Origin of the sequence: Allobosea sp., assembly GCF_048595345.1 — a bacterium.
Classification (GTDB): Bacteria; Pseudomonadota; Alphaproteobacteria; order Rhizobiales; family Beijerinckiaceae; genus Allobosea.
Window position 1 is genome coordinate 1 of record NZ_JBMDWH010000134.1, and the last position, 13,929, is coordinate 13,929.

Consider the following 13,929-nt stretch of genomic DNA (forward strand, 5'->3'; position numbering starts at 1 on the left):
GCGCATCGAGCGGCAGTGAGACCCATGAGCACCGCCAGCTCCTCGACCGCCGGCGCCGGACGCCCACCGCACAGCGGAGGGCGCGACCGGGAAAGCCGCTGGGCGCCCTATCTCTTCATCGCGCCGGTGGCGCTCTATCTGGCGGTGTTCCAGGGTTACCCGCTGATCAGCGAGTTCATCCTCAGCTTTCAACAGAGCTCGCTGCTCGCCCCGCAGGACGCCCGTTTCGTCGGCCTGCGCAACTATCACGACCTGGCTTCCTCCAGCGATTTCGCCTCGGTTCTCTGGACGACGCTGATCTACACGGTCGCCTGCGTGGTCTTCGCGATCTCGCTGGGCCTCGGCGCGGCGCTGCTTCTGGACCGGCCGTTCCGCGGGCGGGGCCTGGCGCGGGCGCTCGTCACGGTGCCCTGGGCGGCCCCGCCGGTTGCGGTGGCGACGATCTTCGCCTGGATGCTCAATGCCCAATACGGCATCTTCAACCACGTCCTGAAGCTGATGGATTTCGAGATCGGCTATGAGAGCTGGCTCGACAACCCCAAGCTCGCTCTGCCGGCGGTGCTGTTCACGACGGTCTGGCAGATTTTCCCCTTTTCCTCGGTCGTGCTTCTCGCGGCGCTGCAGGGCGTTTCCGAAGAGGTGCGCGAGGCGGCGCAGATGGACGGGGCCGACCGCTTCAGCATCTTCAAGGTCGCGGTCTGGCCGACGATCCAGCCGACGGTCGCGCTGCTGGCGCTCTTCGTCACCATCTGGTCGCTGCGCCGTTTCGACCTGATCTGGGTGATGACGCAGGGCGGGCCGATCGGCGCCACCAAGACGCTCGTCATCGAACTCTACACCCGGGGCTTCGTCGCCCGCGAGCTGGGCGAGGCGGCAGCGGTCGGCATGATCGGGCTTTCGATCGCCCTCGTCGTGACCTTCGTCTATTTCTGGTACACGCAGCGCACCGAGCGCGCGCAGGGGCGCCGCTGATGAAGACCCCCGCCTCCCACGCGCTGCGCATGGCGCTGATCATGGTGCTGCTCAGCGCGGCGCTGTTCCCGATCTACTGGATGGTCGTGACCTCGCTGACCTCCTCGGCCAATCTCTTCGCCGACCGCCCGCAGATGCTGCCGGACGCAGCCCAGGCCTTCAACTATGCCGAGACCTTCGCCAAGACCGGCGTGCTGCTCTGGCTGAAGAACAGCGCGATCGTCGCGGTCGGTACCATGGTGCTGTCGATCCTGCTCGCCATCCTGCCGGCCTATGCGCTCTCGCGATTCAAGTTTCATGGCAAGGGCGTGCTTGGCTTCGTGCTGTTCGCCACGCAGATGTTGCCCGAGGCGATGCTGGTGGTTCCGCTCTATGCGATCTTCGCCAAACTCCTGCTGCTCGACACCCTCGGCGGGCTCATCCTCGCGAATGCCGCCTTCACCGTGCCGGTCATCACCTGGATCCTGAAGGGCGCGATCGACGGCGTGCCGCTGGAGATCGAGGAGGCGGCGCGCATCGACGGCTGCTCGCGCCTCGACATCGTGCTCGGCATCGTGCTGCCCGTGGTCGCGCCGACGCTGGCCGCGGCTTCCGTCATCGCCTTCTTCCATGGCTGGAACGAATACGTCTTCGCCCAGACGCTGATCCTCAGCCAGGAGTTGCGCACCGCCTCGGTCGGCCTCGCCAGCTTCGTCGGCGAGCTCTCCACCCCAATCCACACCGTGATGGCCATCGGCGTGATGTACACGCTGCCCGCCGTCGCCTTCTACCTGATGGTCCAGCGCTATGTCGTGGCTGGCATGACCGCCGGCAGCGTCAAGGGCTGAGGAAAAGCACAACCATGGCCTCGATCACGCTCAACCACGTCGCCAAGCATTTCGGCCCGAAGGTCGCGATCGCCGATATCGACCTGAAGGTCGAAGACGGGGAGTTCCTCGTCCTGCTCGGCCCCTCGGGCTGCGGCAAGTCCACGCTGCTGCGCATGCTCGCGGGGCTGGAGACGGTCACCTCCGGCGAGATCCATGTCGGCGGCAAGCGCGTGGACCAGTTGCCGCCCAGCGCCCGCGACATGGCCTTCGTCTTCCAGTCCTATGCGCTCTATCCGCATATGACGGTGCGCCGGAACATCGCCTTTCCGCTGATCATGCGGCAGTTCAAATGGTGGTTCCACATCCCGCTGATCGGCGGTCTCGCCAAGCGCCGGATCGAGAATTCACCCGCCGTGCGCGACCTCGTCGAGAAGACGGCCAGGACGCTCTCGCTCACCGACATGCTGGACCGCTATCCGCGCACGCTCTCGGGCGGGCAGCGCCAGCGTGTGGCGCTGGGGCGGGCCATGGTGCGCCAGCCGGAAGTCTTCCTGATGGACGAGCCGCTCTCCAACCTCGACGCCAAGCTGCGCTCGGCGATGCGGGCCGAGATCACGCGGCTTCATGGCCGCGTCGGCGGCACCTTCGTCTATGTCACGCATGATCAGGTCGAGGCGATGACGATGGGCACGCGCATCGCCCTGATGCGCGACGGCGTGATCCAGCAATTCGGCACGCCGCGCGAGATCTACACCGCACCGGCCAACACCTATGTCGCCCGCTTCATCGGCACCCCGCCGATGAACCTGATCGAAGCGGCGCTCGAGCCCGGCGCGCTCCGCATCGGTCATGTAGCACTGCCTTTCGCCAAGGCGCCCGCCGGCGGTGAAGCCGGTCAGGGAGGCGTCATCCTCGGCATCCGCCCGAACGCGCTGACCGTCTCGCCCGCGGCCGGGGAGCAGGCGGGGGTAGGGCAGGCGGGCCTCTTCGGCACGGTCAGCCTCGTCGAGCATGTCGGCGCCGAATCCGTGATCGCGGTGAAGCTTTCCGACGGCACGACGGCGCATGAGGAAGAGGGCGCCGTGCCGGGCGAGATCATGGTCACGGTCCAGGGCTACAGCGAGCTGAAGCCCGGCGACCCCGTCACCCTCGGTGCCGACCTCTCCGAAGCGGTGCTGTTCTCCCGCGAGACGGGCCGCCGGATCTAGGCCGAAGCGGCCATGGCTCCCCCGCGAGCGCTTGGCCGCCCGCCTCGTGCCCAGCAGAAGCGCCCGCACGTCGGGCTTGCGCAGGCCGCGTGACGCTGCGGGGCGAGGAGAACAGCCGCTGAACAGGGCTGGAGAACGCGATAGGGATCGCGGGGAACGCGATCTGGCGGCAGGACGCCATAACCAGCTGAAGGGTCAAAGGAAATTGGAGCGGGCGATCGGGATCGAACCGACGACATTCAGCTTGGGAAGCTGACGTTCTACCACTGAACTACGCCCGCAGGCTGCGGTGGTGGGCCAGGCGCGCCGCCGCAACGGGATGTTCTTAGCCGCTCGAAGCCGGCCTGTCATCCGGGATTTGCGCCGGGCATGCGACGGCTCGACTTTGCCGTGACACGGCGTGTGCTCTCGCCTTGCGGCGGGGCATCTGCCAAAGAGGGCGGGTTTCCGGGCGACCATCGGCGGGAGGCAGCGGTGATCGGTCCGCGCGCTCTCGCCTTGGCCGCCCCAGTCGCAGAACGGAAAACCCCGATGGATGACGGCTCCGCCCTCGTGCCGGATCTCTTGCAGCGCATCGCGGCGCGCCGCTTCCGTGTCGGCATCATCGGCCTCGGCTATGTCGGTCTGCCGCTGGCGCTCGCGGCGGCGAAGGCCGGTTTTTCCGTGCTGGGCTTCGACATCAATGCCGCGCGAGTGAGTGAGCTCAACGCCGGACGCCCCGGCCTCGCCCATATCCCGCAGGCCGAGCTGGAGGCCGCGCTGGCTGCGGACCGTTTCGCGGCGACGGCGGATCTGGCCCGCCTGGACGAGCCCGATGCGCTGATCATCTGCGTGCCGACGCCTCTGACGCGCCATCGCGAACCGGATCTGGGCTACATCACCCGCACCACCGAGGCGATTGCCGAGCGGCTGCGGCCGGGCCAGCTCGTCGTGCTGGAATCGACCACCTGGCCCGGGACCACGCAGGAGGTGGTGAAGCCGATCCTGGAGCGCACGGGGCTGATCAGCGGCCGCGACATCTTCCTCGCCTTCTCGCCCGAGCGTGAGGACCCCGGCAATGCCAGCTTCGACACCGCCTCGATCCCGAAGGTGGTGGGCGGGGACGGCGAGAAGGCGCTGCACCTGGCCACCGCACTCTATGGCGCCTTCGTGGTCGAAACCGTGCCGGTCTCCTCCACGGCGGTGGCCGAGGCGGTGAAGCTGACGGAGAACATCTTTCGTTCGGTCAATATCGCGCTGGTCAACGAGCTGAAGCAGATCTACGCGGCCATGGGCATCGATGTCTGGGAGGTGATCGAGGCCGCCAAGACCAAACCCTTCGGCTTCATGCCGTTTTATCCCGGCCCGGGGCTGGGCGGGCACTGCATCCCGATCGACCCGTTCTACCTCTCCTGGAAGGCGCGCGAATACGACATTCCCGCCCGCTTCATCGAGCTCGCCGGCGAGATCAACACGGCGATGCCGCGCCTCGTGGTGGAAGCCTTGGCCCGCGCGCTCGACGAGCGGCTCGGCCGCGGCCTCACCGGAGCCCGCATTCTCGTGCTGGGCGCCGCGTACAAGAAGAATGTCGACGACATGCGCGAGAGCCCGGCCCTGCGGTTGATGGAACTGCTCGAGCAGCGCGGTGCGAGCGTCGAGTATCACGACCCGCATGTCCCGGTGATCCCGCCGACGCGCGAGCATGCGGCGCTGGCCGGCCGCACCTCGCAGCCTCTGACGCCGGAGGCGCTGGCCGCAACCGACGCGGTCCTCGTTGCCACCGATCATGATGGGGTCGATTACGCCCTGATCGCGGCGCAGGCCCGGCTGATCCTCGACACGCGCAACGTCTTCGCGCGCAAGGGCGTGGCGATGGACGGGGTGGTGAAGGCGTGAAGCACGCTCGGAGCGGGCGCAGGATGGACGCGCCAGTCAGGCATCGATCGAAAGGAGAGGCTGAGAACGCGCGCAAAACGATCACGTGTCGATCGGAGGGCGATGACCGTCGGTAGCTGGGCGGCCGAGGCAGTGCTCGACCTGGTCACCCTTTGCTTCGAGCGGCCCAGCACGTCGGCCTGATCGGAGGTCTGCGCGCGACCCGTCCGGCGACAGGCGACGGGAACCGCACATGAGTCGCAGGTCGCGCTGTGAGCCATGTCAAAAGCGCTTTGCGCGCCGCCCCGATAATGCGATTGAGCGAGTCAATCGACTGAGTTTGGAACAGTTATTGACCATCACGATGCGCGAGAGCGAGCGTCTGGCGGCGCTGGCCAGCTACGACATGCTGGACACACCGAGGGAACGCGACTTCGATGAGATCGCGGACCTGGCAGCTCGAATCTGTGGCACGCCTATCGCGGTCGTGAACCTGATCGCCGAGGGCCGTCAGTTCTTCAAGGCAGAGGTTGGCCTGGGGGTGCGCGAGACGCCGCTCGACAGCTCCTTCTGCGCAAAGGCCATCCTTGAGGAGGACTTCCTGCTCGTCCCCGACGCCACCAGGGATCACCGTTTCGATTGCAATCCCCTCGTCACCGGCGAGCCCGGGCTGCGCTTCTATGCCGGGGCCCTGCTGAAGACCGAGCAAGGGCATGCGATCGGACGTTGTGTGTGCTCGATTACAAGCCCCACGACCTCACCGACCTGCAGCAGGATACACTCAGGGTGCTGGCCCGCCAGGTGATGCGGCAGTTGGATTTGAGGAAGGCGTTGAGGGATCGCGACGAGGCCCAGCGCCAGCAGGCGGTGCTGAATGCCGAGATCGCGCATCGCATGAAGAACACCCTCGCGATGGTTCAGGCCATCGCGACGCAGACGCTGAAGAGCGTGACCGAGCGCGACGCCGTCGCCGCCTTCAGCCAGCGGATCGCGGCGATGGGAATGGCACACGACCAGCTGCTTCAACAGGACTGGGAGGCAGCTTCTCTCCTGAGCGTCGTCAGGCCGATGCTCGCTCTCCATGGCGACGACGGGCGGATCGTGGCATCGGGCCCCGAGATCGAGCTTGGGCCGAAGGCAACGGTCTCCATCTCGCTGATGCTCCACGAACTGGCGACGAACGCCACCAAGCACGGCTCACTCTCGTCGCCGATTGGCAAGGTCGCCCTGTCGTGGCGGATCGACGAAAGTGGCGAAGAGCCGACGCTGAAAGTTCGTTGGCAGGAATCTGGCGGTCCGCTGGTCTCGGAGCCGACCCGGCGCAGTTTCGGATCGCGCCTGATCGAGATGGGCTTGCTGGGCAGGGGCGGCGTCCGGAAGCAGTGGCTGCCCACAGGGCTGATCGCGGAATTCGAGGCGAGCCTGGCCGACGTCCAACGGCCGTGACTCGATAAACTTCGATCCGGCACCGAACCATTCCCTTCGGCGCGAATTGGGATACCGCGGGTTAGAGGCGTTTTGAGAGTTCGAGAGCATGACCGTCGTTTTGGTGGTCGAGGATGAGCCGCTGATCCGCATGGACCTGGCTTCCATGATCGAGGATGCAGGCATCGACGTGATCGAGGCTTGCAACGCGGACGACGCGATCGCGATTCTGGAAGTTCGCAAGGACATCACCATCGTCTTCACCGATATCGAGATGCCCGGATCCATGGATGGATTGAAGCTGGCGTTCGCCGTGCGCGACCGGTGGCCCCCGGTATCGATCATCATCGCCAGTGGACGCCTCCGGCCGGAGCCGCATGAGATGCCGCCCCATGTCCAGTTCCTTCGAAAGCCCCATGACGAGGTGGTCGTGATGGAAGCCATCAGAAAGGCGGCCTGAGAACGATGCCCGAAGGCATGATCTTCTGCCGCTGGGCATCCCGCATCCGGACCGACCACCGTTAAGCCTACACCGACGACGTGTGCCGCACCGGCGTATCGGACGATGGCGCCGTCACTGGTAACGTGGGTTTCGAGATGCTGCTGCGGGATCTCGGCGACGGCACGACCGAGATCGTCACGCTGTCCCGGTGGATCTCGATCGAAGCGATCAAGGCGTTCGCCGGCGCGGACCGAACGGCCCCAGCAACAAGTTCTCGCTCGCCGGGGGCAGCTCAGAACCTGCGGAAGCTCGCAAAGCTCCTCCCGAACGCACTGGAGTTCAGGCCTGCATGAGACCGAGGATCGATCGGCCAGATCCGAAACGCCCTCGCGTATCGATCCTCGGTCTCACCTCTCAAGACCGATTTTTTCACCCATATCCGCTAACAACCGAAGGTCAGAGCTCGCCGATAGGCTGATATCGCCGCGAAGCTCGCGGCCTCACCGATGCGCGATGCGCCTTGAGGCGCGTGGTCAGTCGGTGAGACTCGCGACGAGAGAGCCTGACTTTGAGGCTGGATCTGCCGATATCTTAGCCTCCGTTGCCAACCCAATCGGCATATGGGGGGTTGACGTCAGAGCTTGGTATACCAAAAGTATGCCGATGGAAGCCGCCGCCGAAACCGCCTCTGTCCAGGATGATGAATCGCTCTCCGAGCGGGCCATGCTCGCGATCCGGCGCATGATCTTCTCGGGCGACCTCCCGGGCGGAACCATCGTTCAGGACCGCAAACTCGCCGATCAACTCGGCCTGTCGCGAACCCCGGTTCGAGAAGCGCTCGGGCGCCTCGCGGGGGAGGGCTATCTGCGCCGGGACGGGCGTCTGCTCACCGTGCAGGGCGTGTCCGTCGAGGACGTCATGGAGATTCTGGCGACGCGGCGCGCGCTGGAGGGCGAGACGGCCAGGCTCGCCGCCGGCCGGCTCTCACCGGATCAGCTCGCGGGAATCCGGAGCGCCATCGAAGGCATGGCCGAGCCTCGCGCGGTCTCGCATGAGCGGCACTGGAGCGTCGACGACGTCGTGCATCTCTCGATCGCGGAGGCCAGCGGCAACCGCCTGATGGCCAGGCTGGTCAAGGAGCTGCGCGAACGCACGCGGATGTTCGGCCTGTCCCGGATCCCCCGGCGCTTCGATCCGGGCAAGGGCGAGCATCTCGCCATCCTCTCGGCGATCGAATGCGGCGATCGCGAGGCGGCATGCCGGGAGATGCAGCGCCACATCGATCATGCGCGCCAGGGCATTCTCGATCTGCTGGCCGGCACGCTCCAGCAGGAGCCGCAGCCGAATGTCTCTGTTTCACAAACTGGCGCGAGGACCTGAGCAATGGCAGGCAAGCTCCTTCTTCTCCTGAACGGACCCAAGCGCGAAGGCGTCGCCAGGCTGCCCGAGCGCTTCGCCGGCTGGGGGCTGGATGTCGATGCCCGCTGGGCCTTCGCCGGCGATTTTCCGGACAGCTTGTCGGGCTATGACGGCATCTTCCTCACCGGGAGCCCCCATGGCGCCTATGAGGACATTCCTTTCATCAACCGCGAGCACGAGCTCATCCGCGAGGCGGACAGCCTCGGCATTCCGATGCTCGGCGTCTGCTTCGGCAGCCAGATCCTCGCCTCGGCGCTCTGCGGGCGCGATCAGGTGTTCCGCCGCCCGTTCTGCGAGGTCGGCAACAAATGGCTCGACGTCACGCCCGCCGCGAAAGGGGACGAGGTCGCGGGCGAGATCGGCAGCCAAGTCTACATGTTCGTCTGGCACAACGACGAGGTGCGCGCCGACCATCCCGACATGCGCATCATCGCGACGAGCGATCTCTGCCCCAACCAGATCTGGCGGTTCCGCGACCATCGCGTCTGGGGCATCCAGGGCCATCCCGAGGTGACCAAGGAGCAGGCGGTCGTCTGGTTCGAGCAGAGCCGAGAGACGATGGAGCGCGACGGCGCCGATATCGACCAACTCAAGGCGACGGCCGACGAAGCTCTGCCCGCCAAGACCATGCTCAGCAAATTCGCCGCTCTTTGCGGCGCCACGGCCGCCTGAGAGCGACCGGTCACAAGGAGAGGGGTTCTCATGAAGAAGCTGATCGTCGCAGCCGCCGCGATGGCGCTGCTCGCACCCGGCGTCGCCAGCGCCAAGGAAATGACCTTCGCCTCCTGGGGCGGAGCCTATCAGGACGCCATTCGCAAGGCCTGGATCCAGCCCTTCAGCAAGGAGACCGGGATCAAGGTCGAGGAGGATACGGGCCCGGAGACCGCCAAGATCAAGGCGATGGTCGAGACCAAGTCGGTGACCTGGGATGTGGTCACGGCCGGCGGCGGCGGCCTGATGCGCGGCGTGCGCCAGGGGCTCTTCGAGAAGATCACGCCCGAGATGGTCGATACGGCCCATGTGATTCCAGGCGCCCGCAACGATTACGGCGTCGCCTCCGAGATCTTCTCCACGCTGGTCGGCTTCTCGACGAAGGCCTTCCCGGCGGGTGCCGCGCAGCCCAAGAGCTTCGCCGATTTCTGGGACGTGGCGAAATTCCCCGGCAAGCGCACTTTGCCCGACAAGCCGGAAACCGTCGTCGAGGCCGCGCTGCTCGCCGACGGCGTGCCGATGGCCGATGTCTACAAGACGCTTTCGACCGAGGCGGGGCTCAAGCGTGCTCTCGACAAGATCCGCGCCCTGAAGCCGCAGGTCGCCGTCTGGTGGGCGAGCGGCGCGCAGCCGGTGCAGGCGCTGGGCTCGGGCGAGGTGGTGATGGCGCTCGGCTGGAACGGCCGCTTCCAGGCCGGCATCGACTCCAAGCTGCCGATCGCAATGGCCTGGGAGCAGCAGATCCCGCAGGTCGGTTTCTTCATGATCCCGAAGGGCGCGCCCAACAAGGCGGAGGCCGTCGCGTTCCTGAACTACATCGCCAAGCCCGAAAACAATGCCCGGCTCTCCGAATTCGTCGCCTATGGCCCTACCTCGGAAAAGGCTCTCGCCACGATACCGGCGGCGCGGATGGAGAACCTGCCCTCGACCCCGGAGCGTCTGAAGAACGCGCTGTTCCTCGACATCGAATGGTGGGCCGACAACGGCGCCAAGGTGACCGAGGCCTACACCGCCATGCTCAAGGAATGACGATGTCGATCGCTCGCCCCTGGTTCCCGCGCGAGGATTATCTCGCGCGGGTGGAGAAGGTCCGGGCCGAGCTGGCGCGGACGGGCCAGGATGCACTGGTCGCCTTCCTGCCCGAGACGGTGACCTATCTCACCGGCTTCTTCACACGCGGCTATTCCAGCTTCCAGTTCGCGGTCATCCCGCTCGAAGGGGAGCCGGTGCTCTTCTGCCGCGACGTCGAGGAATACTACCTCGACGCCACCTGCGTCTTTCCCAAGCGGGTCATGTGGACGGATTCGGACGACCGGATCGCCGTTGCGGCGCGGGCGATCCGCGAGGCCGCGGGCGCCAAAGCGAAGCTCGCCATCGAGATGCAGGCCTGGACGCTCAGCGTTGCCCGCTATGAGGCGTTGCGCGCCGCCCTGCCGGAGACGGTGTGGAGCGACATGTCGCGCTTCACCACGCAGACGCGCTTCATCAAGTCGCCGGCTGAGATCGCCTATCAGCGCAAGGCAGCCAAGGCGGCCGAGGCCGGCATGGCGGCCGGCATCGCCTCGGCCAAGGCCGGCGCGACCGAGCGCGAGATGGCGGCCGAGATCTGCGCCGCGATGATCCGTGCCGGCAGCGACCTGCCGGGCCCGGGCGTGCTGTCTTCGGGCGAACGCGCCTACCATCTCCACGGAGGCTACTCCGACCGGGTTCTGGCGAAGGGCGACATCGTTCAGCTCGAGACCACGCCCAATGTGCGGCATTACCACGCCCGCTTCATGCGCCCCATCAAGGTCGCGGAGGCCACCGAGGAAGAGCACCGCATCGTCGAGCAGTTGGTCGCCATTCAGGATGCCGCGATCGCGGCCGTGAAGCCCGGCGTCCCCGCCACGGTGCCGGATGCGATCTATCGCGACGGCGTGCTCTCCGCCGGTCTGCGCGAGACCTACACCAACAAGACCTTCTACTCGGTCGGGCTGATGCTGCAGCCCAATGGCGGGGAGCCGCTGGAGGCGGAGCCCACGGCCAGCTGGTCCTTCCAGCCCGGCATGACCTTTCACACCTATGTGCTGGCGAAAGGCTTCGGCATGTCCGAAACGATCGCGATCACGCAAGATGGCTGCGAACGCCTGACAACCTTCCCGCGGCAGCTCTTCGTCGCATGACGATCCAGGCGGCAGCAGCGGCAGGACGTCCGTCCGGTCCCCGGTGCGGTTTTCCCGTCTGGCTGGGGCTGGCACCCTTCGGCCTCGTGCTGCTGGTGCTGTTCGCAGTGCCGGTGCTGTCGCTGCTGAAGCTCGCCTTCGGGGAAAGCGGCGTCTCGTTGGCGCAGTTTCAGCGCATGGCGGCGGTGCCGGTCTACCGCTCCGTGCTGTTGACCACGCTCGGCCTTGCGGGGCTCGTCACGGCTCTGACCGTGATCGCGAGCTACCCGCTGGCCTATGTCATGGCCACGGTCGGCCCACGGGCACGCGCGCTGCTGATGCTGCTGGTGCTGCTCCCCTTCTGGACGAGCGCGCTCGTGCGCACCACCGCCTGGATCATCCTGCTGCAGAGCAACGGCGTGGTGAACACGCTGCTGATGGGCTTGGGCCTGACATCCTCGCCGGTCGCCTTCGTCTACAATCTATCCGGCGTGCTGATCGGCATGACGCATGTGCTGATGCCCTTCGTCGTGCTGCCGCTCTATGCCGCCTTCCGCAATCTGGAGCTGACGACGGTGCAGGCGGCCGAGAGCCTGGGCGCCGGGCCGCTGACCATCTTTCGGCGCATCATCCTGCCGCTGACGGCACCGGGCGTGGTGGCAGGGGCCATGATCGTCTTCATGAATGCGATCGGCTTCTATCTGACGCCGGCCCTGATGGGGGGGCCCGGTCAGACCATGATCGCGCAGATGATCGCCAGCAACATCAACACCGAGCTCAACTGGCCCTTCGCTGCAGCGCTCGCCACCGTTCTCCTGGTCGCCACCGTGGCCATGCTCGTGCTGTTTCAGCGCTTCTTCGGGCTGGAGCGTCTCATCGAAGGAGGGGGCGGCAAGGCGGGCCAGCCCTTCACCGTGACCTCGCGCGGCCGCTCCTTCGGCGGCTGGCTGTCGATTGTCGCGGCGGGGCTGGTCGGCGTCTTCCTGATCGCACCGATCGTCATCGTCTTCCCGATGAGCCTCGGCTCCTCCCCGTTCCTGTCCTTCCCGCCCGAGAATTACAGCCTGGTCTGGTACGAGAATTTCTTCGCGACGAGCAAATGGGTCGCCGCGCTGACGCGCTCCGTCCAGATCGCGGCGCTGACGGTCGCGATCTCGGTCGTGCTCGGCACGCTCGCCGCACTCGGGGTTTCACGGATGCGCCCGCGCTGGCGCAACACGGTCGAGACGATCTTCATCCTCCCGATGATCGTGCCCGTGATCATCCTGGCGGTCGGCCTGTACTATCTGCTGGCACCGACCGGGCTCGTCGGTTCGATATGGGGCGTCACGCTCGGCCACATCGTGCTCGCTACCCCTTACGTCTTCATCACGGTGCGCGCCGCGCTGAAATCCTTCGACGTCAATCTGGAACTGGCGGCGCTCGGCCTCGGCGCCTCCTGGGCCACGATGTTCCGGCGCGTGATGCTGCCGGCGATCGCACCCGGCATCGCGGCCGGCGCGATCTTCGCCTTCATCACCTCCTTCGACGATGTGGTCATTGCGCTGTTCCTCACCAACATCCGCAGCAGGACCCTGCCCAAGCTCATGTATGAAGGCATTGCTCACGAGATCGACCCCACGATCATCGCCGCCTCGTGCCTGATCATTCTGGTGACGGTCGTCGTCCTCGGCGCCAATCTTCTCGTCGCGAAACGGACAGCGTCATGAGCATCGCCGCCCTCGGCAAGGCCGTCTCCATCCGCGCGCTCAACAAGAGCTATGGCGCGACGCTGGCGCTGGACGACGTCTCGCTGGACATCCCCGCCGGCTGCTTCTGCACGCTGCTCGGCGCCTCCGGCTCGGGGAAGACGACGCTTCTCAAGACCATCGCCGGCTTCGAAACCTATGATCGCGGCCACATTCTGGTCGGCGACGCCGATATCGGACCCGTGCCGGTATCGAAGCGCAACATCGGCATGGTCTTTCAGAACTACGCGCTCTTTCCGCATATGAGCGTGCGCCGGAACGTCGCCTTCGGGCTCGAGATGCGCCAGCTCCCGGCCCGCGAGGTGACCAGCCGCGTCGAGGAGGCGTTGGCTCTGGTGGATCTGACGCCTTATGCCGACCGTCTGCCGCGCCAGCTCTCGGGGGGGCAGCAGCAGCGCGTGGCGCTCGCCCGGGCGCTGGTCATCAGGCCGGACATTCTCCTGATGGACGAGCCGCTCGGGGCTCTGGATAAGAACCTGCGGCAGTCGATTCAGACCGAACTTAAGCGCCTGCACGCGGCGGTTGGTGCGACGGTGGTCTATGTCACTCATGATCAGGAGGAAGCGCTCTTCCTCTCCGATCAGATCGCCGTCATGGACAAGGGGCGGATCGTCCAGATCGGCACGCCGCGCGGGCTTTACGACAAGCCGGCCAACCGCTTCGTCGCGACCTTCCTCGGCGAATGCAATTTCGTCCCGGCCGGGGCCGGGACGCTCGCGGTCCGGCCCGAAAAGATCGTCGTCGGCGAGGCCGCCAGGGCAGCCGAGCATATCCTGCCGGCCAGCGTCGCGTCGGTCGATTTCATCGGCCGTGGTTTCCGCGTCCTGCTCGATTACGAGGGCACCGACATCGCGGCCCTGGTCGATTCCACCGACGAGATCGCCGCCTTGGCCCCGGGCGAAGCCACGTTGTTCGGCTTCCGCCAGCGGGATGTGATCGACGTCTCCGCCCCCTGACTGAAGAAAGAATCGACTGATGTCTCTGACTGCCGCCGCTTCCGGTGTGTTCCCGATCGCGCCGACGCCGTTTCTGCCGGACGGCGCGGTCGACTGGACCTCGACGGAGAAGCTCTTCGCCTTTTATGACGCGATCGGCTCGGATGGCACGACGGTGCTCGGCATCATGGGCGAGGCGCCCAAGCTCGAGCCGGAGGAATCGGTTCGCATCGTCGAGGCGGCGGTGGCCGGCATGCCGGGCAAG

The 13,929-nt window shown here is 66.3% G+C and carries 14 protein-coding genes, 1 tRNA gene and 1 pseudogene; 15 read left to right on the forward strand and 1 reads right to left on the reverse strand.

Translation table 11 applies throughout. From position 1 onward, the window contains the following. The first annotated feature begins 24 nt into the window (after nucleotides 1-24). Genes ACOJTB_RS12850 through ACOJTB_RS12860 form a run of 3 tightly spaced genes read left to right on the forward strand, consistent with a single transcriptional unit; the run spans nucleotide 25 to nucleotide 2,989 of the window. Nucleotides 25-972 (forward strand): carbohydrate ABC transporter permease, encoded by a 948-nt coding sequence (locus ACOJTB_RS12850; protein ID WP_420102918.1) that lies wholly within the window; start codon nucleotides 25-27, stop codon nucleotides 970-972. Next, on the forward strand, nucleotides 972-1,799 hold the full coding sequence (locus tag ACOJTB_RS12855; RefSeq protein WP_420102919.1) for a carbohydrate ABC transporter permease: 828 nt from the start codon (nucleotides 972-974) through the stop codon (nucleotides 1,797-1,799). The genes ACOJTB_RS12850 and ACOJTB_RS12855 overlap by 1 nt, the downstream gene beginning before the upstream one ends. A gap of 14 nt (nucleotides 1,800-1,813) precedes the next feature. Next, nucleotides 1,814-2,989 (forward strand): ABC transporter ATP-binding protein, encoded by a 1,176-nt coding sequence (locus tag ACOJTB_RS12860; RefSeq protein WP_420102920.1) that lies wholly within the window; start codon nucleotides 1,814-1,816, stop codon nucleotides 2,987-2,989. A 206-nt stretch (nucleotides 2,990-3,195) separates the two neighbouring features. Here ACOJTB_RS12860 and ACOJTB_RS12865 read toward each other — a convergent pair. Next, nucleotides 3,196-3,270, reverse strand: a tRNA-Gly gene (locus ACOJTB_RS12865). A 250-nt stretch (nucleotides 3,271-3,520) separates the two neighbouring features. Between ACOJTB_RS12865 and ACOJTB_RS12870 the strand changes: the two genes are divergently transcribed. The 12 genes and pseudogenes from ACOJTB_RS12870 to ACOJTB_RS12925 form a co-directional block, all read left to right on the forward strand. After that, on the forward strand, nucleotides 3,521-4,864 hold the full coding sequence (locus ACOJTB_RS12870; RefSeq protein ID WP_420102921.1) for a nucleotide sugar dehydrogenase: 1,344 nt from the start codon (nucleotides 3,521-3,523) through the stop codon (nucleotides 4,862-4,864). A gap of 343 nt (nucleotides 4,865-5,207) precedes the next feature. Then, nucleotides 5,208-5,692 (forward strand): annotated as a pseudogene (locus ACOJTB_RS12875) (GAF domain-containing protein); the annotation flags it as partial. A 63-nt stretch (nucleotides 5,693-5,755) separates the two neighbouring features. Then, nucleotides 5,756-6,289: an HWE histidine kinase domain-containing protein gene (locus ACOJTB_RS12880; RefSeq protein ID WP_420102931.1), complete on the forward strand. Its 534-nt coding sequence runs from the start codon at nucleotides 5,756-5,758 to the stop codon at nucleotides 6,287-6,289. An 88-nt stretch (nucleotides 6,290-6,377) separates the two neighbouring features. After that, nucleotides 6,378-6,728: a response regulator gene (locus ACOJTB_RS12885; protein WP_420102922.1), complete on the forward strand. Its 351-nt coding sequence runs from the start codon at nucleotides 6,378-6,380 to the stop codon at nucleotides 6,726-6,728. A gap of 137 nt (nucleotides 6,729-6,865) precedes the next feature. Further along, nucleotides 6,866-7,063, forward strand: coding sequence for a hypothetical protein (locus tag ACOJTB_RS12890; protein WP_420102923.1), 198 nt, complete (start codon nucleotides 6,866-6,868; stop codon nucleotides 7,061-7,063). A gap of 310 nt (nucleotides 7,064-7,373) precedes the next feature. Beyond that, nucleotides 7,374-8,090 (forward strand): GntR family transcriptional regulator, encoded by a 717-nt coding sequence (locus tag ACOJTB_RS12895; RefSeq protein WP_420102924.1) that lies wholly within the window; start codon nucleotides 7,374-7,376, stop codon nucleotides 8,088-8,090. Between the two features lie 3 nt (nucleotides 8,091-8,093). Further along, entirely contained in the window at nucleotides 8,094-8,801 is a 708-nt protein-coding gene (locus ACOJTB_RS12900; RefSeq protein ID WP_420102925.1) for a type 1 glutamine amidotransferase, read from the forward strand. Between the two features lie 30 nt (nucleotides 8,802-8,831). After that, a complete protein-coding gene (locus tag ACOJTB_RS12905; protein ID WP_420102926.1) occupies nucleotides 8,832-9,869 on the forward strand; it encodes an ABC transporter substrate-binding protein in 1,038 nt (345 codons plus the stop codon). Between the two features lie 2 nt (nucleotides 9,870-9,871). Continuing rightward, nucleotides 9,872-11,002, forward strand: a complete 1,131-nt coding sequence (locus tag ACOJTB_RS12910; protein ID WP_420102927.1) for a M24 family metallopeptidase — start codon at nucleotides 9,872-9,874, stop codon at nucleotides 11,000-11,002. Then, a complete protein-coding gene (locus tag ACOJTB_RS12915; RefSeq protein WP_420102928.1) occupies nucleotides 10,999-12,690 on the forward strand; it encodes an ABC transporter permease subunit in 1,692 nt (563 codons plus the stop codon). The genes ACOJTB_RS12910 and ACOJTB_RS12915 overlap by 4 nt, the downstream gene beginning before the upstream one ends. Next, nucleotides 12,687-13,685, forward strand: coding sequence for an ABC transporter ATP-binding protein (locus ACOJTB_RS12920; protein ID WP_420102929.1), 999 nt, complete (start codon nucleotides 12,687-12,689; stop codon nucleotides 13,683-13,685). Before ACOJTB_RS12915 ends, ACOJTB_RS12920 begins: the two co-directional genes overlap by 4 nt. 19 nt (nucleotides 13,686-13,704) lie before the next feature. Continuing rightward, the coding region (locus ACOJTB_RS12925) for a dihydrodipicolinate synthase family protein (protein ID WP_420102930.1) at nucleotides 13,705-13,929 on the forward strand (225 nt) is incomplete at its 3' end.

Excerpts from the sequence above, each read along its gene's own strand:
- ACOJTB_RS12910 (WP_420102927.1), top strand. The coding sequence starts at position 9,872 with ATGTCGATCGCTCGCCCCTGGTTCCCGCGCGAGGATTATCTCGCGCGG.
- ACOJTB_RS12900 (WP_420102925.1), top strand. The coding sequence starts at position 8,094 with ATGGCAGGCAAGCTCCTTCTTCTCCTGAACGGACCCAAGCGCGAAGGC.
- ACOJTB_RS12895 (WP_420102924.1), top strand. The coding sequence starts at position 7,374 with ATGGAAGCCGCCGCCGAAACCGCCTCTGTCCAGGATGATGAATCGCTC.
- ACOJTB_RS12855 (WP_420102919.1), top strand. The coding sequence starts at position 972 with ATGAAGACCCCCGCCTCCCACGCGCTGCGCATGGCGCTGATCATGGTG.
- ACOJTB_RS12920 (WP_420102929.1), top strand. The coding sequence starts at position 12,687 with ATGAGCATCGCCGCCCTCGGCAAGGCCGTCTCCATCCGCGCGCTCAAC.
- ACOJTB_RS12860 (WP_420102920.1), top strand. The coding sequence starts at position 1,814 with ATGGCCTCGATCACGCTCAACCACGTCGCCAAGCATTTCGGCCCGAAG.
- ACOJTB_RS12915 (WP_420102928.1), top strand. The coding sequence starts at position 10,999 with ATGACGATCCAGGCGGCAGCAGCGGCAGGACGTCCGTCCGGTCCCCGG.
- ACOJTB_RS12880 (WP_420102931.1), top strand. The coding sequence starts at position 5,756 with ATGGTTCAGGCCATCGCGACGCAGACGCTGAAGAGCGTGACCGAGCGC.
- ACOJTB_RS12890 (WP_420102923.1), top strand. The coding sequence starts at position 6,866 with ATGCTGCTGCGGGATCTCGGCGACGGCACGACCGAGATCGTCACGCTG.
- ACOJTB_RS12850 (WP_420102918.1), top strand. The coding sequence starts at position 25 with ATGAGCACCGCCAGCTCCTCGACCGCCGGCGCCGGACGCCCACCGCAC.
- ACOJTB_RS12885 (WP_420102922.1), top strand. The coding sequence starts at position 6,378 with ATGACCGTCGTTTTGGTGGTCGAGGATGAGCCGCTGATCCGCATGGAC.
- ACOJTB_RS12905 (WP_420102926.1), top strand. The coding sequence starts at position 8,832 with ATGAAGAAGCTGATCGTCGCAGCCGCCGCGATGGCGCTGCTCGCACCC.
- ACOJTB_RS12870 (WP_420102921.1), top strand. The coding sequence starts at position 3,521 with ATGGATGACGGCTCCGCCCTCGTGCCGGATCTCTTGCAGCGCATCGCG.